Consider the following 18,136-nt stretch of genomic DNA (forward strand, 5'->3'; position numbering starts at 1 on the left):
GGACGTGATTGAAGCTCTCCCGGACCCTTTGCAGGCGTTACAGCAATGGGACAAAACCCTGCGAAGTGTCGACCGGAATGAATTGGCCGTACAGTTCACGCGGGCAGCGATCCATGTGCTAGGCCTAGCATCTCCTCAAGCAATGCCGGAGCAAACGCAGTTGTCCTCGATAGGCAAAAGCTCTTGAAGCCGGTAGGGGGCTGTGCGACTGCGCCGCCAGACTTTGAAAGTTTCTGAACCCCTCGAGGCCTTCTCCACCAGCCAGACCACAACCTTTAGCAAAACAAGGGCGAAGCCGAAAACCGGAATGAACCATGCGCATGTCTAGCGGCGCTCACCGTCATGTTTGCCCTGTCTTGCAATTCCGAGCAATTTATTCGTTCGCACGGCACGATACGCTGCCGGCCGCCTCGACGAGGAAGGGCAATGGCCTAACGGTAGCCACGTACAAACAGCCATATCGCGACGAGGAAAAGCACGACGGCGAAGACATTGCCGGCCGTTTCACGTCGCTGCGGAGCGGCCAGAAAGGCTTGCAGCGTGCCGGCCAGCAACACGATCAGGCTGTGCACGAGGGTGGCGACAGCGACATAGATGGAAACCAGGGCAGCCAGTTCGCGTATTGAAGGCGCGGGGCTGCTGATGAATTCCGGAATCACGGCAATGAAGAACAGTGCAGCCTTCGGGTTGAGCAGGTTGGTGATGAACCCGCGGCGGAATTGAACGAGGAGAGACTGGCTGATCGACGCCGTCTCGACCGGTTGGTGGGCATCTTTCCAACTGTCATAGGCCAGCCAGCAAAGGTAAATCGCGCCGGCCCAGCGAAGGGTTTCGTAAGCGACAGGATTGTTGAGGATCAGCGATCCCGCACCAAGCCCGACGGCAACGCCGAGAAGCGCCAGTCCCAGCGCGACGCCAAGGACGGCGGAGAATCCGGCGAGGCGGCCCCGGCTCGCGCCGAGCACGGCGAGGTAGGCCATGTTCGGGCCTGGCGTCATTTCGATGATGAGCGACGTCAGGACGAAGGCAATGAGGGGCGATTGAAATGCTGCGGAATACCCGGCGGCAAGTTGCAGGATCCGGTCCATGTCATCGCCCGCTCGTCAGGAGGCGCGGCTCCAAGTGTGTTTGCATGGAGCGGACGATGGATTTGACCTGTGCTCGAATTCATGATGGTCGCTCACGTGTACCACCTCGATGCAGTCGGCGTTGAGGCGTTCATTGTCAACCAGCCGTTCAGCCAGTACCACCGCCTGCGACAGACCATTCGATTGGACATCAACCTGACGCTGCAGGCACTTGAAGCTATGGCCGTCCGAATTCAGGAGATCCTTGTAGAAGGAGACGCGATAGTTGGTCATTCTCGACTCCTATCCATGTGCGGTTCATTGTCGTGCAGCAGATGGGGAAGCGGGCGGGTGGCCTGCCTCAGGCGTCCATGTCGGCGAGCCGCTGGCGGTTGCGCAGTACGATCTGGCGGGCACTCGAAAACACCAGGATGCCCTGTTCGTTAAGCTGCGAAAGCGCGCGCGATACGGTTTCCAGGGTAAGCCCGAGATAATCTCCGATATCGCGACGGCACATCGGCAGCGCCATCATGCCGGCATTAGCGAGCCGGCGGTCCATCTCCAGCAGGAAGGTGGCAACCTTTTCCATCGCGGTCTTGCGGCCGAGCAGCAGCATATGATCTTCCGCGTGCCTCAGATCGCTTGCGGTCATGGTCCAGAGATTGTGGGCCACCCTGATATTGGATCCGGCGGCGGTTTCCAGGCTCCGACGCTTCACCAGACGGACGGTGGTATCAGTGATTGCTTCGGCGGTCAGGCGATGGGAGGTGCCGGGATCGAGGCCGAACACGTCGCCGGCGAGATGGAACGCGCCGATCTGGCGGCGCCCGTCGGTCAGCAGCTTGTAGGTACGAACTGCGCCGCGGATCACCTGATAGACGTATTCGGAAGGCTCGCCTTCACCGTAGATCTCCTCGTCCTTGCGGTAGGAAAATTCGATGGCGATCACACCCGAACAGCTGGCGATGATGCTGAACTGGTCGGCCGGCGGGGATACCGGAGCGTGCGGCGCGTTCAGGGCGTGGGTTGCCGGGGCGGTGATCGTCTGGGTGTGCATGTCGCCATCTCCTCGATGCGGGATGGCTTGGTGTAGCGGCGATTCCGACTGCTGAATATTTGGGTCGATATCCTAAGGGGAGGCCCCTAAGGGATTCTACGGAGGCGATTGAGGCTCTGATTCAGGGGTGCCCGGGGGGAGGACCGGTATCGATAACATTCCGGACGCATTCGACCAGATTACCCTCCAGATTGGGTTTCAGGAGAACCTGACGCACCCCGGCCGAACTGGCCTTGGTTGTGATATTCTCGTCGGGATAACCCGTGATCATCACGATCGGCGTGCTGACATCGAGTCCGCGCAGCCGTTGTGCCAGGTCCAGCCCGTCGATTCCCGCCATCTTGTAGTCGACGATCAGGCAATCCGCGTCGCGCCGGAACGAAGAGTTGAGCAGCGCGGAACTGCTGCGGAATGTGCGGACGTCGAATCCCTCCGTCTCCAGCAGGAATCGCAACGACGTCAGGACGTCGTAGTCATCGTCTACGACGTAGATCATCGACTTCCTGTTCAGGGGGCCGATTTCGGAACGGTTGGATGGGTTGTGACGGGCATCGATCATCCCGGCACGATAGTCCGGTTCGCGACAGCCGAATTGACCTGCCTCAATTGACTTGGCTCAATCTTCGACGATCCCGGCACGGATCGCGAACCTCACCAGTTCGGAAAGGTTACCGGCCTGCATCTTGGTCATGACGTTGGCCCGATAGACCTCGACGGTCCGCGGGCTGATGTCGTAGTCGCGGGCGATCGCCTTGTTCGACAGCCCGGTCACCAGGCCCTGCATCACCTGGCGCTCGCGCGGGGTCAGCGAAGCGACCCTTGCTGCCATGTCCGCCGAGACCGCCTCGCTCTTTGCGCCGCTATCGCTCTGCGAGAGCGCGGTTTCGATCATGCCGATCAGCCGGTCGTCCTCGAACGGCTTTTCGAGAAAATCGAGCGCGCCGAGCTTCATGGCTTCGACGGCCAGCGGCACGTCGCCATGGCCGGTCATCACGATGACCGGAAGCTTGCGGGATGCCAGGTTCAGTTGACGCAGCAACTCCATGCCATCGATGCCCGGCATCCGGATATCCGTCACCACGCAGCCGGCCGCGAGGTCCGGCAGTTCGTTCAGGAATATCTGAGCGGATTCAAACAGACGCACAACGAAGCCGGCCGAACCCAGCAGGAAATCCAGCGAGTCGCGCATCGCCGGATCGTCGTCGATCACATAGACTTTAGCGTTCTGCATCGGTCGTATCCTTTGCAGACGCCGCCGGCAGGGTAAAGCGGAAGGTCGCGCCGCCGGCCTTGTTGGTCTCGGCAGACATTCGGCCGCCATGGGTTTCGATGATGGTGCGGCTGATCGACAGGCCGACGCCCATGCCGGTCTCCTTGGTCGTAAAGAAAGGCTGGAACAGGTTGGCCTGGGTGTCGTCGCCAAATCCATGGCCGGTATCCGACACCGCGATTTCGATCATGTCGTCGTCGGCCCTGGCGTTGGAGGCGATCAACTCGCGATGCTTTGAGGCGGCCATCGCTTCCAGTGCGTTGCGGAACAGATTGACCAGCACCTGCTGGATCTGGACCCGGTCGGCAAGCACCAGATCGCAGGCCGGGTCGAGGTTGAAGCGCAGGATCACGCCTTGCTCGCGGGCGCCGGTCAGCCCCAATGCGCCGGCCTCCTCGATCAGTTTCGACAGGCTTTCGACGTGCTTTTCGGAGGCTTCGCGGGCGACGAAATTGCGCAACCGCCGGATGATGTCGCCGGCGCGGATCGCCTGTTCCGCGGCGCGGTCGAGCGCGGCCTCGATCCTCGACGCATTGGGGTCGGTGCTGCCGGCCAGCAGGCGGCGTGAACCTTTCATGTAGTTGCTGATGGCGGACAAAGGCTGGTTGAGTTCGTGGGCGAGGGCGGAGGCCATCTCACCCATCGCGCTGAGCCGCGACACATGCACGAGTTCGGATTGCAGCTCCTGCAGCCGCGCCTGGGTCTGCTGCTGCTCGGTCAGATCGCGGACGAAACCCGTGAAGTGGGGCTGTCCCTCCGTCTGCATCTCGCCGATGGTGAGAAACATCGGAAAGGTGGTGCCGTCCTTGCGCATGCCGGTGACGATGCGGCCGATGCCGATGATGCGCCGTTCGCCGGTCTTCAAGTAGCGCGCGAGGTAGCCGTCGTGGCGGCTGCGATCAGGCTCCGGCATCAGCATGCTGATGTTCCGGCCGATCGCCTCGGGTTCGCTGTAGCCGAACTGACGTTCCGCGGCGCTCGAGAAAAACTGCATAATGCCGTGTTCGTCGATCACGATCATGGCGTCCGGGACGGTGTCCAGGATCGAACGAAAATGCCGCTCGCGCGTCCTGACCGCGTCCTCCAGGCGCTTCTCGCGGTCGATGTCGATCATCACGCCACTGAGTCGGGCAGGATTGCCGTCGTGGCCGTCGACGATGGCGCCGAGAGCGCGCACCCAGTGACCGGCATCTGAATGCCGGTGTATCCGGTACTGAACGTCGAAATTGCAACCGGTCTCGATCGATTTCTGCATCGCCTCCGCGGTGCGGTCGCGATCCTGCAGATCGAGCAGCGACAGGAACAGATCGTAGTCGATGGATGTATCCGGCGCGACGCCGAACAGTTTTCGCGCGGTGTTGGACCAGCGCAGCTCTCCGGTTGCGAATTCGAAATCCCAGGTGCCGACGCCGGATCCTTCGGCCCCGCGACGCACGTTCTGGTCAAGCGGGTCCTGGCCGCGAAACGGTCGGTCGACGTCTATCATGTCCCGCCTTCCAGGCTGATCTTTCGCGCCAGATATCGCATTCAATCGACCGGTAGGGAAGGGAGCATGACGAAATTATGGTTCGTTCGTATCGTTTTGAAATCACAAGCAGTTTCTGCAAGTTTTCGAGATCGCCGGGGGCCTCGATTTGCGCTGTCAGAAACTATGACAAAGCCCGCGCCGCCTTGATCTAGGTCAGATGCGGCCGGGATCAAACCCTTAAGGTGTGCCTCCATGGGCGAGAAACGTCCATTCGGCATTTCGCCCCAGGGAGCAGGATATGGACTACAAAACCGTGATGGTCAGTTTGGCGCTCGATCGGCCGAACGATGCCTGCCTTGCGGTGGCCGGAGACGTCGCCGAACGCTTCGGGGCGCGGGTGATCGGCGTCGCCGCGTCGGATATCAGGCCGACGCTCTATTTTGCCGAAGGCGATTTTGCGCAGAAGCTGCTCGACGAGGAAGCTTCGGCTATTCGCAAGCGGCTGTCGGAGCTCGAGGCGGAGTTTCGCCGTGCCGTCGAGAAGCGCGCCACGTCGGTCGAGTGGCGGTCGGCGCAGGCGCTGTCGGGACCGTACATGCTGCAGCAGGCGAGGGCGGCGGACCTGATCGTGGTCGGAGCGCGCAGCGAGGCCATCGTCGATGTCGGCATCGCGGCGGATCCGGGCGATCTCCTGATGCAGGCCGGTCGCCCGCTGATCGTGGTGCCGTCGACCGCGCAATGGCTCGACCTGCGCAGCGTGCTGGTGGCCTGGAAGGACGTCAGGGAAGCGCGCCGGGCCGTGTTCGATGCGCTGCCGCTGCTGGCCGCGGCCAAGGATGTGACCATCGCGGCGATCCCCGAAAAGCAAAGCGATCGGGCGGACGTATTGGCTGAAGTCGCCGACGTCGCGGCATGGCTGCGCGGCCACGGCATCGTGGCGAGCACGGTGGTTCCCGAAAAGACCAAGGACACGATCGAGCAACTCGACAAGGCAGCCGCCGACATCGACGCCGGCGTGGTGATCGCCGGAGCTTACGGCCATTCGCGTCTGCGCGAGTGGATACTGAGCGGCGTCACGCGCCATCTCGCCACCGAATCGCGCCGCTGCGCATTCCTGTCCCGCTGAGGCCATCAATTATCGCGAGGTCGCGCCGTGCATAAATTTCTCGAAGCTACTGCCGGTCAGTACATGACGGGAGCGGTCAAGACCGTGACGCGCGACGTCACGATGCGCGAGCTGCAGCGCATGTTCGCTGCGGACGATTTCAACTGCTACCCGGTTCGCGAGGGCGTCGAGACGGTTGGCCTGGTCAGCAAGTTCGATTTTCTGAAGTGCTTCGCGTTCAATCCCGGCCGGATGGTTCCGGCCTATGACGATCTGCTGTCGCGCACGGTCGCCGATGTCATGATGCCGGAGTTCATCTATGTCGATCCGGCGACCAAATTGACGCGGGTGCTGCAGTTGATGGTCGATCACCGGATGAAAAGCATTCCCGTGCTCGGCGCCGGACAGCGGCTGATCGGAATCGTTGCGCGTGAGGACGTCATGCGAGCGCTGACAGCCAGCGCGCCGGTGGCCTGAGAGGAACTCCCGAGCCTTGAGCGCTGTGGCCGCCTAGCGAGATCAACCGGCCTTTGCCAGTTCATATTCTGTGGGCGACCATGCGTTTCTGCAGGGAGACGTGCTGACGCGGAAAGCGGCTATTCCAGCGTCTTCATATACGCCAGCAGGTCGTGAATCTGGTCGGGGTCGAGCTGAAACTCCGGCATGGTCGGATGGCCGGTCTGGATGCCTTCGGCCAACGCCTCCGCGATGGTCTCGATCGGGTAGCGCTTGTGCAGGGTCCGGAACGGCGGCGCGATCTTGAGCGGGCTCGGCGTTACCTTGTCGATCGAATGACAACGCGCGCAATTGTTTAGCGCAAAAGTCCTGCCGCGCTGCTCGCCGGGGGAAGCCGCCGCGGCCGGGGTCAACGACATCAGCGTCAACGCCAGCGACATCAGGATTCGTCGAATCATTGGAATCTTCGCCTTCGTGGAGATTCGGAAATTTCAGGCATGGTCGCAGCATGAAGGCTTAACCGTCGGCCAGACTTGATCTGGATCAACCGGTCGTCTGTGAAATCACTAAAATGCACGGATATTCGCGGATGCCGGGCAAACGGTCACGCGTGACATATCCAACGCTCAAAGCGGGCAGGGCTATGATAAGAACGATCTCTCCAAAGGCTGGTCGCATCATCTTCGGCCGTTGCTCGGCCTGTACGGTCCGCTCACTCAGCATCTGCGGCGCGCTCGACCAAGCCGATCTCGCGGAATTCGAGCGGATCGCGCGCAACTTTCAATTCGCGCCAAATACGTCGATATTCACGGCAGGCCAGGTCGTCGGCGCCGTTCATAATCTGACCGCGGGTGTCGCGCGGTTGTACAAGCTGATGGCAGACGGCCGGCGGCAGGTGATCGGCTTCGCATTGCCGGGCGATTTTCTCGGCGCGTCGCCTTCCTATCGATACAGTTTTTCGGCGGACGCCATAAATGCCGTCGCCGCATGTCGGCTGTCGCGGGAGGCCTTCACGCATTTCATCGAGCAGCGGCCGCGCTTTCTGCTCCGAATCAACGAATTCGTTGCGCGGGAACTGATGCAGGCCCAGGAGCAGATGCTGTTGCTCGGCCGACGTACTGCGGAAGAGAAGATCGCGGCCTTTCTGATCGGTTGGCGCAAACGACTGGTTCATATCGGCGACGAACGCGATATCATATCGTTGCCGATGAACCGCCAGGATATTGCTGACTATTTGGGGTTGACGATCGAAACCGTGAGCCGGACCTTGACCCGTTTCGAGCGCGAAAGAATGTTGGTCATCATCTCTGGCGGCGTTCGCCTGCTGGATTCGTCGCGGGCGGAGGCGCTGGCGTCGACGTGAAACAGCTGCGAGCTTGACCCATCTCAAAGTCGGGATGCTGCGCGGCAGGCAATGTCTTTCCATTAGAGGAGGTAAGTCATGCCAGCCGATTCGATGTTTGTGTCCGTCTGCGTTGTCGCAATGTTCGTCGTCTTTGCTGCGGTTCTTTACTGGGGCGACCGTCAGACCAACCGCAAGCAACTGGCTCAGCAATCCAACATACGGCGCCGGGCATTCTGATCGTCGGGCGTATCCGCTGGGCGGAATCGCCTGACGGCGCAAGGGAGTAATGCGGTGAACGATATCGTCCGCAATTATGCCAGGCTGCAGGTGCCGCGTTATACGTCGTATCCGACGGCGGCCGAGTTCACGACTGCTGTCGGTGTAGCGGACCAGAAACGGTGGCTGCAGGGGCTCGACACCAGCGAGGCCGTTTCGGTCTATCTGCACGTCCCCTATTGCCGCGAGCTTTGTCTCTATTGCGGCTGCAACACCAAGAAGGCGCTGCGCGACGATGTCATCGCGGGCTATCGCGTCGCGCTCGAGCGCGAGATCGCGCAAGTCAGCGACGCTGTGCCCGGGCCGGTCCGGATCGCTCGGCTGCACTGGGGCGGCGGCACGCCCAGCATCCTTGGCGCCGAGGGGCTTGCCTCGGTCATGCAGGTGCTGCGCGACCGCTTCGTGTTCGACGCGGGCTTCGAACACGCCATCGAACTCGATCCGCGCTATGTGACGCCGGCGCTGGCCGAGGGGCTGCAAGAGCTGGGTATCAATCGCGCCAGTCTCGGCGTGCAGGACGTCAATCCACTGGTGCAGGTCGCGATTGGCCGCTGGCAGCCGATGCAGAGTGTCGAAGCCGCGGTGACGCGGCTGCGCGACGCCGGCATTCGCCATCTGAATTTCGACCTGATCTACGGCTTGCCGGTGCAGACCACAACCTCGCTGCGCAAGACCTGCGAGATCGTCGCCGCGCTGCAGCCGGACCGGATCGCCTGCTACGGCTATGCCCATATGCCGCGGCTGAAGGCCAATCAGCGGCGCATCGACGAGAGCACGTTGCCAGGTGTCGAGGAACGGATCGACCAGGCCGGAATCATCGCTGAGGAGTTTTTGCGCCAAGGTTTCCTGAAAGTCGGCATCGATCATTTTGCCAGGCCCGGTGACTTGCTGGCACGCGCGGCGGCCGCGGGAGGGCTGCACCGGAATTTCCAGGGTTATACCGACGACGGCAGGGAGACGCTGATCGGATTCGGCGCGTCCTCGATTTCCCGCTTCCGGGATGGTTATGTACAGAACGTCTCCGATGTTCCGAGCTATGTTCGCGCCATCACGGGCGGCGCTCTGGCGCCGGCGCGCGGCTGCCGGCTAGATGCCGCGGAGCGGCAGCGCGCCCGCACCATCGAGAGCCTGATGTGCCAGTTTCAGGCCGACCTCGACGTGACCGCGCCGGATCTGGCGTTCGACGAGGAATTGCCGTTGCTGCAGCCGCTGGTCCGCGACGGCCTGGTGCAAATCGACGGCCGCGTCGTCACCGCGACCGAGGCCGGCCGCGCGGTCGTTCGCGTCATTGCCGCGGTGTTCGATTCGCATACGCGCCAAGATGCCGCGCGATTCAGCAAGGCGGTCTGACGAGCCAGCCGGCTTGATGCTGGTCCTTTGCAGGTCCTTGATACAGGTCAAGGTGCGGATCGCCGCGATCTGCTTGGATGAAGCCCGATCCTGTGAGGCCTTCCCGTGACGTTGGATTCCGGCGACAGCGCAAGGTTACCCCACCCCGGCCGTCTTGGCGGCTGGATGCGGGGCGTCGTCGCGCGATGGCGGCATCTGAATCGGCTGCAGGGAATAAACCGCACCGAGTTCGAACAGGTCGCGCGCGATCTCAATCTGTCGCATCCGGAACTTTACGGGCTTTTGACGGGACGCAACGTTTCCGCTGAGCTCACGGAACAGAAATTGGCGGAGCTCGAGATTTCGCGAGACCGCATCCGGGCAGCGCAAGCGTCCGAAGCAAAACAGATTTCCGCGCGAAAGCAGGCGCTGCTGCCGATCGGCCCGTCCTGTTGCTGAATGCAGCGTTCCGGCAGGGCCTGTCCGGTCGATGTTTTCCCAAAAACTCTGCAAAAGCTTTCGACTTTGACTTCGATCAAATCTCCGCTCTCGGAGCTGTGATCATTGGAGCATGCTTTTGTAGAAAACGCGTCTGCAGAAAAGAAGCCAGGCATGACCCAATCCAAAACCGCAAAATCGATGACGCATGGCGAAGCCGGTCTGATGATCGCTTTTGCCGCCTCTGCCTTCCTTTGCCTTTTCGCCGCGGGGCAAGCGCTGGATACCGCATTCGCCTTTCATGCCTCGCTGGCATGCGCCGCCAGTCTCGCCGCCGCCGTCGCGATTGTGAACCGCTATTACGAGCGCGCGGCGTCGCTGCCGCCGCGGGAGATCAACGGCCGGCCCAACTACAATCTGGGTCCGATCAAATTCTCCGCCGTGATGGCGGTATTCTGGGGCATCGCCGGTTTTGCCGTCGGCCTCCTGATCGCCTCGCAGCTCGCATGGCCGGCGCTGAATTTCGACCTGCCCTGGACCAGCTTCGGCCGGCTGCGGCCGCTGCACACCTCGGCCGTGATCTTTGCCTTCGGCGGCAATGTCCTGATCGCGACCTCGTTCTATGTCGTTCAGAAGACCTGCCGTGCGCGTCTCGCCGGCGATCTGGCGCCGTGGTTCGTCGTGATCGGCTACAACTTCTTCATTCTGATCGCCGGCACCGGCTATCTGCTCGGCGTCACCCAGTCCAAGGAGTATGCCGAGCCGGAATGGTATGCGGATCTCTGGCTGACGATCGTCTGGGTGACCTATTTGCTCGTCTTTCTCATCACCCTCATCAAGCGCAAGGAACCGCACATCTTCGTCGCCAACTGGTTCTATCTCGCCTTCATCGTTACCATCGCGGTGCTGCATCTCGGCAACAATCCCGCGCTGCCGGTGTCGTTCTTCGGTTCGAAGTCCTACATCGCCTGGGGCGGCGTGCAGGACGCGATGTTCCAGTGGTGGTACGGCCACAACGCGGTCGGTTTCTTCCTCACCGCCGGCTTCCTCGCCATCATGTACTACTTCATTCCGAAGCGCGCGGAGCGGCCGGTCTATTCCTACCGGCTGTCGATCATCCACTTCTGGGCGATCATCTTTCTCTACATCTGGGCCGGCCCGCACCACCTGCACTACACGGCGCTGCCGGACTGGGCGCAGACGCTCGGCATGACGTTCTCGATCATGCTGTGGATGCCGTCCTGGGGCGGCATGATCAACGGCCTGATGACGCTGTCGGGCGCGTGGGACAAGCTGCGCACCGATCCGGTGCTGCGCATGCTGGTGGTGTCGGTCGCCTTCTACGGCATGGCGACGTTCGAAGGCCCGCTGATGTCGATCAAGGTGGTCAACTCGCTCAGCCACTACACCGACTGGACCATCGGTCACGTCCACTCGGGTGCGCTGGGCTGGGTCGGCTTCGTGTCGTTCGGCGCGCTGTATTGCCTGTTTCCCTGGCTGTGGGATCGCAAGGGCCTCTACAGCCTGAAACTGGTCAACTGGCACTTCTGGATCGCGACCATCGGCATCGTGCTCTACATCTCGGCGATGTGGGTGTCGGGAATCCTGCAGGGCCTGATGTGGCGCGCCTACACCTCGCTCGGCTTCCTCGAATACTCCTTCATCGAGACCGTGGAAGCGATGCATCCGTTCTACATCATCCGCGCCGCGGGCGGCGCGCTGTTCCTGATCGGCGCGTTGATCATGGCCTACAATCTCTGGATGACGGTGCGCGTCGGCGCGGCCGAAGCGCCAGCGTCCGCAGCTCTTCAGCCGGCGGAATGAGGAGCGCATAAATGTCTTTCTGGGCACGGCATCAAGTCTTCGAAAAGAACTCGATCATCCTGATCGCGGGCATTCTCGCGGTGATCGCAATCGGCGGCCTGGTCGAAATCACCCCGCTGTTCTATCTCAAGAGCACCATCGAGGTGGTCGACGGCATCAGGCCGTACACGCCGCTGGAGCTTGCGGGGCGCAACATCTATGTCCGCGAGGGCTGCTATCTCTGCCACTCGCAGATGATCCGCCCGCTGCGCGACGAGGTCGAGCGTTACGGCCATTTCTCGCTGGCGGCCGAGAGCATGTACGACCATCCCTTCCAGTGGGGATCCAAGCGCACCGGTCCCGATCTGGCGCGCGTCGGCGCCAAATATTCCGACGACTGGCATGTCACGCACCTGACCAATCCGCGCGCGATCGTGCCGCAATCGGTGATGCCCGGCTATCCGTTCCTGGCCGAAACCGAAGTCGATGCCTCGATCATGGCCGCGCATCTGGGCACCAGCCGCAGCGTCGGCGTGCCCTACACCGACGATCAGATCGCCAACGCGGTAGCGGACCTCAAGGCGCAGGCCGATCCTGATAATGCCGGGGTCGACGCCTTCACCAAGCGCTATCCGAAGGCGGTGGCGCGCAACTTCGACGGCAGGCCGGGCGCGCCGACCGAAATGGACGCCCTGATCGCGTACCTGCAGATGCTGGGCACGCTGGTCGACTTCAAGCTTTACAACGAAAAAGCCAACCTTCGCTGAGCTGAGAAAGCAGAACGATGAAAGCCATTCTCACTGTCCAGAACATCACCTCGGACTTCGTGACCACCTTCTGGACCCCGATCTTCGTCGCGATCTTCATCGCCATCGTGACTTACGCGCTGTGGCCGCGCAACAAGAACGACTTCGACGAAGCGGCGAAAATGCCATTGCGCGAGGAGTGAGGGGATCATGACCGATCACAGCGAGACTGATCACGTCACCGGCACCGCCACCACGGGCCACGAGTGGGACGGCATCAAGGAACTCAACACTCCGCTGCCGCGTTGGTGGATTCTCACTTTCTACGCGACGATCCTGTGGGCGATCGGCTACTGGATCGTGTATCCGGCGTGGCCGCTGCTGTGGAGCAACACGACCGGCGTGCTGGGCTATTCGTCCCGCGCGGATGTCGCCGTCGAGTTAGCCAATCTGGAAAAGATCCGCGGCGACAAGATGGTGGCGCTTGCGGCGGCGCCGCTGGCGGAGATCGAGAAGGACCCGGCGCTGCTTGCACTGGCGCGCGCCCGCGGCAAGACCGTGTTCGGCGACAATTGCGCGCCGTGCCACGGCTCCGGCGGCGCCGGCGCTAAGGGCTTTCCCAACCTGAACGACGACGACTGGTTGTGGGGCGGCTCGCTCGACCAGATCATGCAGACGATCCAGTTCGGCGCACGCTCGGGGCATGCCAAGACCCACGAAAGCGCCATGCTGGCCTTCGGCAAGGAAGGCGTTCTGAAAAGGGACCAGATCGTCACCGTCGCCAATTATGTGCGATCGCTGTCGGGGCTGTCGACCGGCCCCGGCTATGACGCCGCCGCCGGCGCGAAAATCTTCGCCGATAACTGCACCGCGTGCCATGGCGACAAGGCCAACGGCAACCAGGAACTCGGCGCGCCTGACCTGACCGACAAGATCTGGCTCTATGGCTCGGACGAGGCGACGCTGGTCGAGACCATCACCAACGGCCGCGCCGGCGTCATGCCGGCCTGGGTCGGGCGTCTCGATCCCTCCACCATCAAGGCGCTGACGGTTTACGTGCACTCGCTCGGCGGCGGCAAATAGCCGCCGGGCAGAGGCCTGATCCCGGTCTTGCTTGAGGTGGATCAAACGCGTTTGCGGGGGCGGGTCTAGAGTCAGTTCAATTGACGAGTTTAACCCCTGCAATGAACAAGCCCGTGAACCCGACCGAGCTGCAACTGGACGATGAGGGGCCACTTTATGTGGCCCAGAAGAAGGTCTATCCGCAGAGCGTTTCCGGCACCTTCCGCCGCGTCAAATGGGGGCTGATGGCATTCTGCCTCGGCGTCTATTACCTGCTGCCCTTCGTGCGCTGGAACCGCGGCCTCGGTGCGCCGGACCAGGCGGTGCTGGTCGATCTTCCCAACAGCCGCTTCTACTTCTTCTTCATCGAGCTGTGGCCGCAGGAAGTCTATTACTTCACCGGCCTGTTGATCGTGGCGGCGCTGACGCTGTTTCTGATGAACGCGGTCGGTGGCCGCATCTGGTGCGGCTATCTCTGCCCGCAGACGGTCTGGACCGATCTGTTTTATGCCGTGGAACGCCTGATCGAAGGTGACCGGCGCGAGCGCATGCGCAAGGACGCCGCCCGGGGCACCATGAAGCTCGAGCGGTTTGCCGAGATCGTGCTGAAGCATTCGATCTGGCTGATGATCGCCTGGTGGACCGGCGGCGCCTGGGTGCTCTATTTCAACGACGCGCCGACGCTGGTGAAACAGCTCGTCACCTTCCAGGCGCCGATGATCGCCTATATCTGGATCGCGATCCTGACGGCCACGACCTATGTCTTTGCCGGCTTCATGCGCGAGCAGGTCTGCACCTATATGTGCCCGTGGCCGCGTATCCAGGCGGCCCTGACCGACGAATGGGCGCTCACCGTCAGCTACAAATACGACCGCGGCGAGCAGCGCACCTCGCTGAAGAAGGCGAACGAACTCAAGGCGCGCGGCCAATCCGCCGGCGACTGTATCGATTGCTATCAATGCGTCGCGGTATGCCCGACCGGGATCGATATCCGCAACGGGGCGCAGCTCGAATGCATCCAGTGCGGCCTGTGCATCGACGCCTGCGACAACGTGATGAAGAAGATCGGCCGGGAAACCCGCCTGATCGGATACGACAACGACATCAACATTCACCGCCGTAAGGGAGGCAAGGCGCCGGTCTACCGGCCGGTGCGGCCACGCACCACCGTCTATGCGCTATTGATCGCTGGTGTCGGCGCCATCATGCTCTATGCGCTGCTGACGCGCACGCTGCTCGACATCAACGTGCTGCACGACCGCAACCCGGTCGCGGTCAAGCTGAGCGACGGCTCGATCCGCAACGCCTATACGGTTCGTCTCCTCAACAAGCGCGGCTTCGATCGCGTCATCGCGATCGACATCGACGGTCCGGTCAATGCCACCGTCCATGTCGTCGGCGCCGATTCCATCACCCAGGACCGGCCGATGATCGTGCTGGGCCGGGACCAGACCTCCGAGTTGCGGTTGCTGGTGACCGCGCCCGCCGAAGGCAATCCCGAGAAGTCCATCCCGGTGCACTTCCACGTCACCGACATCGGGCTCGGCGAGGTCGCCTCCGCGACCGACAATTTCGTGACGCCATGAGCCATTACCTCGCGGCTTCGAGGGCGAACAGGAGTTTGACATGAACCAAACGCGGGCTCCGAGACCTCTCACCGGGCGCATGGTGTTTGCCATGCTGGTCGCCTTCTTCGGCGTCGTGATCGGGGTCAACCTCGTCATGATGCGGCTCGCGATCAAGACGCTGCCCGGCACGGAGGTCGACAGCGCCTACAGCGCCAGCCTGGCCTATGAGAAGGAGATCGCGACGGCCCGCGAACAGGCCGCGCGCGACTGGAAGGTCGACGCGCATGTCGAGCGCAGCGGGCAGGGCGGCGCGACGCTGCAGGTCGAGGCCCGCGACAATGCCGGCCGTCCGATGACCGGCCTGACGTTCGAGGGCCGCTTCGAGCGGCCGACCGACCGGCGGGCCGATCTGCCGGTCACGCTGGCCGAAGTCGGGATCGGCATCTATCGCGGCAGCGCGCCGGCGATCGCGCCGGGCCAATGGGACCTGGTGCTGGAAGGCGCATCGGCCGGCCAGCGCATGTTCCTGTCCAAGAACCGCGTTGTGTTGAACTAGGAAACGCACGATGCAGGCGACGCGCGACTTTTCACATTACGTCAGGAACTTGGACTCAGGCCTGTCGCACATCGATTTGGCCGTCGAGGGCGTCAGTTGCGCCGGCTGCATGTCGAAGATCGAGCGCGGCCTTTCCGCGTTGCCGGACGTGACGCTGGCGCGCGTCAATCTGACCGACCGCCGGGTGGCGCTGGAATGGAAACAGGGCGCGCTGGATCCGGCGCGTTTCATCGATCGGCTGGCCGAACTCGGATACAAGGCCTATCCGTTCGAGCCGGTCCGCGCCGAGGCACTGGAGACGGAGCAGGCGAGCTTTCTCTTGCGCTGTCTCGGCGTCGCCGCCTTTGCCGCGATGAACGTGATGATGCTGTCGGTTCCGGTGTGGTCCGGCAACGTCAGCGACATGATCCCGGAACAGCGCGATTTCTTTCACTGGCTGTCGGCGTTGATTGCGCTGCCGGCGGCGGCCTATGCCGGCCAGCCGTTCTTCCGCTCCGCCTGGCGGAGCCTGCGGGCGCACAGCACCAATATGGACGTGCCGATCTCGATCGGCATCGTGCTGGCGCTGGCGATGTCGGTCTCCGAGACCATCAGCCACGCCGAACACGCCTACTTCGATGCCGCGCTGATGCTGATCACCTTCCTGGTGGCGGGGCGTTATCTTGATCAGAGCATGCGCCGCAAGACCCGCGCGGTTGCCGGAAACCTTGCCGCGCTGAAGGCCGAGACCGCGACCAAGTTCGTCGGTGCCGATGAAATCAGCGAGGTGCCGATCGCCGCCATTCAGGCCGGCGATATCGTGCTGCTGCGCCCCGGCGAGCGTTGCGCGGTCGACGGCTCGGTGATCGAAGGCCAATCCAAGATCGATCAAAGCCTGATCACCGGCGAGACGCTGCCGGTCAAGGCCGAGCCGGGCACTGCCGTCTATGCGGGAACGCTCAATCTCTCCGGCGCGTTACGGGTGCGGGTCGCTGCATCAGCGGAAGGCACGCTGCTGGCCGAAATCGCGCGTCTGCTTGAAAATGCCGTACAGGGCCGCTCCCGCTATGTGCGGCTGGCGGACCGGGCCTCGCGGCTTTATGCGCCGGTCGTGCACGCTGCGGCGCTGTTGACCATGCTGGGCTGGGTCGCGTTCGGCGCGAGCTGGCATGATGCCATTATCACCGCGATCGCGGTCCTGATCATCACCTGTCCCTGCGCGCTGGGGCTGGCGATTCCCGCCGTGCAGACCGTGGCGTCGGGCGCCATGTTCCGGAGCGGCGTGTTGCTCAATTCCGGCGATGCCATCGAGCGGCTGGCCGAGGTCGACAGGGTCGTGTTCGACAAGACCGGCACGCTGACTTTGCCCGAACTCGACGTCAGCAACGCCGCCGCAATTCCCGAATCCGAATTCGCGCTGGCGGGCCGGCTCGCGCTGTCCAGCCATCATCCGGTCGCCGCCGCGGTGGCCCGCGCGGCCGGCGCCAACAAGCCGTTGTCGGGAATCGAGGAAGTGCCGGGCCAGGGCGTGCGCGGCGCTGTCGGCGGCATCGAGGTGAGACTTGGGAGGCCGTCGTTCTGCGATGCGGACCGGCAGGCCAACGAGATTTTGTGCAGCGATCCGGAGGCCTCCGTGGTCGCCTTCAGGCATGGCAACGACTGCCATGTCTTTGCGGTGCGGCAACGCCTGCGCGCCGATGCGGAGGCGGCAGTGGCGCAGCTTTTGCGGGCCGGGATCGCGGTTGAGATCCTTTCCGGGGATCGCGAGCCCGCGGTGAAGCACGCCTCGTGCTTGCTCGGCATTCAGGAATGGCGCGCCGGGGTCACGCCCGCCGACAAGATCGCCCGCATCGACGAGCTGAAGCGGCAGGGTTTCAAGGTGATGATGGTCGGCGACGGCATGAACGATGCGCCGGCGTTGGCCGCTGCCTACGTGTCGATGTCGCCGATCAGCGCCACCCATCTGAGCCAGGCCACGGCCGATCTGGTTTTCCTCGGCGACCGCCTCGCGCCCGTGGTGGCGGCGATCGGCTACTCGCGCAAGGCGCTGCGGCTGATGCGTCAGAACCTGTGGCTCGCCGCCGGATACAATCTGCTCGCGGTGCCGCTGGCGATTGCCGGTCTGGCAACGCCGCTGGTGGCGGCGGCCGCGATGTCGGGTTCGTCGCTGCTGGTGATATTGAATGCGCTACGCGCGCACCGCGGTGTCGAGGAGTTTGACTGATGGAAGTCCTGGTATTCCTGGTTCCGCTGGCGCTGCTGCTGGGACTGCTCGGCCTGATGGGATTTCTCTGGTCGCTCAAGAACGGTCAGTACGAAGACCTTGAAGGGGCTGGATGGCGCGCGATTGCGGACGATGAAGCGGTAGCGGACAAACCGGCGCGCTGAAATTCAGCTGCCATGCACCCAGATGTAGACTCCGACGCTGACACGCAAGATCAGTGTCAGCATGCTGCTTACGGCGCGCATTGCGCCGATTTGTCGCGATGAACTCCGACGGGCGGCAAGACAAGTGATCATCATCTTGAGCATGAATTGTCGCATCGAGGAACCTTGCCAAGCTCGGTCCAAGCCCTGTGCCAAACTTGACGCAGAGTGCGCCCAAGAATGA

The 18,136-nt window shown here is 62.7% G+C and carries 21 protein-coding genes; 14 read left to right on the forward strand and 7 right to left on the reverse strand.

The genetic code is table 11. The features are described 5' to 3' along the window. Positions 1 to 431: 431 nt before the first annotated feature. The 6 genes from BLR13_RS37205 to fixL form a co-directional block, all read right to left on the reverse strand. Positions 432 to 1,088: a LysE family translocator gene (locus BLR13_RS37205; protein WP_074829743.1), complete on the reverse strand. Its 657-nt coding sequence runs from the start codon at positions 1,086 to 1,088 to the stop codon at positions 432 to 434. Positions 1,089 to 1,103: 15 nt separating this feature from the next. Continuing rightward, positions 1,104 to 1,361 carry a hypothetical protein gene (locus BLR13_RS37210; protein ID WP_074829738.1) on the reverse strand — a complete coding sequence of 86 codons (258 nt, stop codon included), beginning with the start codon at positions 1,359 to 1,361 and terminating at the stop codon, positions 1,104 to 1,106. A 67-nt stretch (positions 1,362 to 1,428) separates the two neighbouring features. Then, positions 1,429 to 2,124: a helix-turn-helix domain-containing protein gene (locus tag BLR13_RS37215; protein WP_074829735.1), complete on the reverse strand. Its 696-nt coding sequence runs from the start codon at positions 2,122 to 2,124 to the stop codon at positions 1,429 to 1,431. 121 nt (positions 2,125 to 2,245) lie between these two features. Beyond that, positions 2,246 to 2,683 (reverse strand): response regulator transcription factor, encoded by a 438-nt coding sequence (locus BLR13_RS37220; protein WP_079587222.1) that lies wholly within the window; start codon positions 2,681 to 2,683, stop codon positions 2,246 to 2,248. Positions 2,684 to 2,740: 57 nt separating this feature from the next. Next, positions 2,741 to 3,355: a response regulator FixJ gene (fixJ, locus tag BLR13_RS37225; RefSeq protein WP_074829734.1), complete on the reverse strand. Its 615-nt coding sequence runs from the start codon at positions 3,353 to 3,355 to the stop codon at positions 2,741 to 2,743. Next, positions 3,342 to 4,880 (reverse strand): sensor protein FixL, encoded by a 1,539-nt coding sequence (fixL, locus tag BLR13_RS37230; RefSeq protein WP_074829732.1) that lies wholly within the window; start codon positions 4,878 to 4,880, stop codon positions 3,342 to 3,344. Before fixL ends, fixJ begins: the two co-directional genes overlap by 14 nt. A gap of 280 nt (positions 4,881 to 5,160) precedes the next feature. Between fixL and BLR13_RS37235 the strand changes: the two genes are divergently transcribed. Next, entirely contained in the window at positions 5,161 to 5,988 is an 828-nt protein-coding gene (locus BLR13_RS37235; protein ID WP_074829731.1) for a universal stress protein, read from the forward strand. A gap of 27 nt (positions 5,989 to 6,015) precedes the next feature. Continuing rightward, complete coding sequence (locus tag BLR13_RS37240; RefSeq protein WP_074829729.1) at positions 6,016 to 6,444, forward strand: CBS domain-containing protein; 429 nt, start codon at positions 6,016 to 6,018, stop codon at positions 6,442 to 6,444. A 119-nt stretch (positions 6,445 to 6,563) separates the two neighbouring features. On the opposite strand, the gene BLR13_RS37245 is transcribed toward BLR13_RS37240, so the two are convergent. Then, positions 6,564 to 6,881, reverse strand: coding sequence for a c-type cytochrome (locus BLR13_RS37245; RefSeq protein ID WP_074829728.1), 318 nt, complete (start codon positions 6,879 to 6,881; stop codon positions 6,564 to 6,566). A 185-nt stretch (positions 6,882 to 7,066) separates the two neighbouring features. On the opposite strand from BLR13_RS37245, the gene BLR13_RS37250 reads away from it, so the two are divergent. The 12 genes from BLR13_RS37250 (at position 7,067) to ccoS (ending at position 17,913) form a co-directional block, all read left to right on the forward strand. Continuing rightward, positions 7,067 to 7,786 carry a Crp/Fnr family transcriptional regulator gene (locus BLR13_RS37250; RefSeq protein ID WP_074832300.1) on the forward strand — a complete coding sequence of 240 codons (720 nt, stop codon included), beginning with the start codon at positions 7,067 to 7,069 and terminating at the stop codon, positions 7,784 to 7,786. Between the two features lie 78 nt (positions 7,787 to 7,864). After that, positions 7,865 to 8,005, forward strand: a complete 141-nt coding sequence (locus tag BLR13_RS41265) for a hypothetical protein (protein ID WP_171945015.1) — start codon at positions 7,865 to 7,867, stop codon at positions 8,003 to 8,005. Positions 8,006 to 8,059: 54 nt separating this feature from the next. After that, positions 8,060 to 9,394 (forward strand): oxygen-independent coproporphyrinogen III oxidase, encoded by a 1,335-nt coding sequence (gene hemN / locus BLR13_RS37255; RefSeq protein WP_079587221.1) that lies wholly within the window; start codon positions 8,060 to 8,062, stop codon positions 9,392 to 9,394. 105 nt (positions 9,395 to 9,499) lie between these two features. Continuing rightward, positions 9,500 to 9,832, forward strand: coding sequence for a hypothetical protein (locus BLR13_RS37260; RefSeq protein WP_143039829.1), 333 nt, complete (start codon positions 9,500 to 9,502; stop codon positions 9,830 to 9,832). A gap of 180 nt (positions 9,833 to 10,012) precedes the next feature. After that, complete coding sequence (ccoN, locus tag BLR13_RS37265; protein WP_433994294.1) at positions 10,013 to 11,635, forward strand: cytochrome-c oxidase, cbb3-type subunit I; 1,623 nt, start codon at positions 10,013 to 10,015, stop codon at positions 11,633 to 11,635. Between the two features lie 11 nt (positions 11,636 to 11,646). Continuing rightward, entirely contained in the window at positions 11,647 to 12,381 is a 735-nt protein-coding gene (gene ccoO, locus BLR13_RS37270) for a cytochrome-c oxidase, cbb3-type subunit II (protein ID WP_074829719.1), read from the forward strand. Positions 12,382 to 12,398: 17 nt separating this feature from the next. After that, positions 12,399 to 12,563 carry a cbb3-type cytochrome c oxidase subunit 3 gene (locus BLR13_RS37275; protein WP_074829716.1) on the forward strand — a complete coding sequence of 55 codons (165 nt, stop codon included), beginning with the start codon at positions 12,399 to 12,401 and terminating at the stop codon, positions 12,561 to 12,563. A 7-nt stretch (positions 12,564 to 12,570) separates the two neighbouring features. Then, positions 12,571 to 13,443: a cytochrome-c oxidase, cbb3-type subunit III gene (gene ccoP, locus BLR13_RS37280; RefSeq protein WP_074829713.1), complete on the forward strand. Its 873-nt coding sequence runs from the start codon at positions 12,571 to 12,573 to the stop codon at positions 13,441 to 13,443. Positions 13,444 to 13,544: 101 nt separating this feature from the next. Then, positions 13,545 to 15,008 carry a cytochrome c oxidase accessory protein CcoG gene (ccoG, locus tag BLR13_RS37285; RefSeq protein WP_074829711.1) on the forward strand — a complete coding sequence of 488 codons (1,464 nt, stop codon included), beginning with the start codon at positions 13,545 to 13,547 and terminating at the stop codon, positions 15,006 to 15,008. Positions 15,009 to 15,048: 40 nt separating this feature from the next. Further along, entirely contained in the window at positions 15,049 to 15,546 is a 498-nt protein-coding gene (locus BLR13_RS37290; RefSeq protein ID WP_074829709.1) for a FixH family protein, read from the forward strand. A gap of 10 nt (positions 15,547 to 15,556) precedes the next feature. Continuing rightward, complete coding sequence (locus tag BLR13_RS37295; RefSeq protein ID WP_074829708.1) at positions 15,557 to 17,749, forward strand: cation-translocating P-type ATPase; 2,193 nt, start codon at positions 15,557 to 15,559, stop codon at positions 17,747 to 17,749. Then, positions 17,749 to 17,913 (forward strand): cbb3-type cytochrome oxidase assembly protein CcoS, encoded by a 165-nt coding sequence (gene ccoS / locus BLR13_RS37300; protein WP_074829705.1) that lies wholly within the window; start codon positions 17,749 to 17,751, stop codon positions 17,911 to 17,913. Before BLR13_RS37295 ends, ccoS begins: the two co-directional genes overlap by 1 nt. The last annotated feature ends 223 nt before the right edge of the window (positions 17,914 to 18,136 follow it).

Origin of the sequence: Bradyrhizobium ottawaense (assembly GCF_900099825.1) — a bacterium.
GTDB lineage: Bacteria > Pseudomonadota > Alphaproteobacteria > Rhizobiales > Xanthobacteraceae > Bradyrhizobium > Bradyrhizobium ottawaense_A.

Coding starts and splice junctions, on each gene's coding strand:
- BLR13_RS37205 (WP_074829743.1), bottom strand. CDS start 1,088: ATGGACCGGATCCTGCAACTTGCCGCCGGGTATTCCGCAGCATTTCAA.
- BLR13_RS37210 (WP_074829738.1), bottom strand. CDS start 1,361: ATGACCAACTATCGCGTCTCCTTCTACAAGGATCTCCTGAATTCGGAC.
- BLR13_RS37215 (WP_074829735.1), bottom strand. CDS start 2,124: ATGCACACCCAGACGATCACCGCCCCGGCAACCCACGCCCTGAACGCG.
- BLR13_RS37220 (WP_079587222.1), bottom strand. CDS start 2,683: ATGATCGATGCCCGTCACAACCCATCCAACCGTTCCGAAATCGGCCCC.
- fixJ (WP_074829734.1), bottom strand. CDS start 3,355: ATGCAGAACGCTAAAGTCTATGTGATCGACGACGATCCGGCGATGCGC.
- fixL (WP_074829732.1), bottom strand. CDS start 4,880: ATGATAGACGTCGACCGACCGTTTCGCGGCCAGGACCCGCTTGACCAG.
- BLR13_RS37235 (WP_074829731.1), top strand. CDS start 5,161: ATGGACTACAAAACCGTGATGGTCAGTTTGGCGCTCGATCGGCCGAAC.
- BLR13_RS37245 (WP_074829728.1), bottom strand. CDS start 6,881: ATGATTCGACGAATCCTGATGTCGCTGGCGTTGACGCTGATGTCGTTG.
- BLR13_RS37250 (WP_074832300.1), top strand. CDS start 7,067: ATGATAAGAACGATCTCTCCAAAGGCTGGTCGCATCATCTTCGGCCGT.
- BLR13_RS41265 (WP_171945015.1), top strand. CDS start 7,865: ATGCCAGCCGATTCGATGTTTGTGTCCGTCTGCGTTGTCGCAATGTTC.
- ccoN (WP_433994294.1), top strand. CDS start 10,013: ATGACGCATGGCGAAGCCGGTCTGATGATCGCTTTTGCCGCCTCTGCC.
- ccoO (WP_074829719.1), top strand. CDS start 11,647: ATGTCTTTCTGGGCACGGCATCAAGTCTTCGAAAAGAACTCGATCATC.
- BLR13_RS37275 (WP_074829716.1), top strand. CDS start 12,399: ATGAAAGCCATTCTCACTGTCCAGAACATCACCTCGGACTTCGTGACC.
- ccoP (WP_074829713.1), top strand. CDS start 12,571: ATGACCGATCACAGCGAGACTGATCACGTCACCGGCACCGCCACCACG.
- ccoG (WP_074829711.1), top strand. CDS start 13,545: ATGAACAAGCCCGTGAACCCGACCGAGCTGCAACTGGACGATGAGGGG.
- BLR13_RS37290 (WP_074829709.1), top strand. CDS start 15,049: ATGAACCAAACGCGGGCTCCGAGACCTCTCACCGGGCGCATGGTGTTT.
- BLR13_RS37295 (WP_074829708.1), top strand. CDS start 15,557: ATGCAGGCGACGCGCGACTTTTCACATTACGTCAGGAACTTGGACTCA.
- ccoS (WP_074829705.1), top strand. CDS start 17,749: ATGGAAGTCCTGGTATTCCTGGTTCCGCTGGCGCTGCTGCTGGGACTG.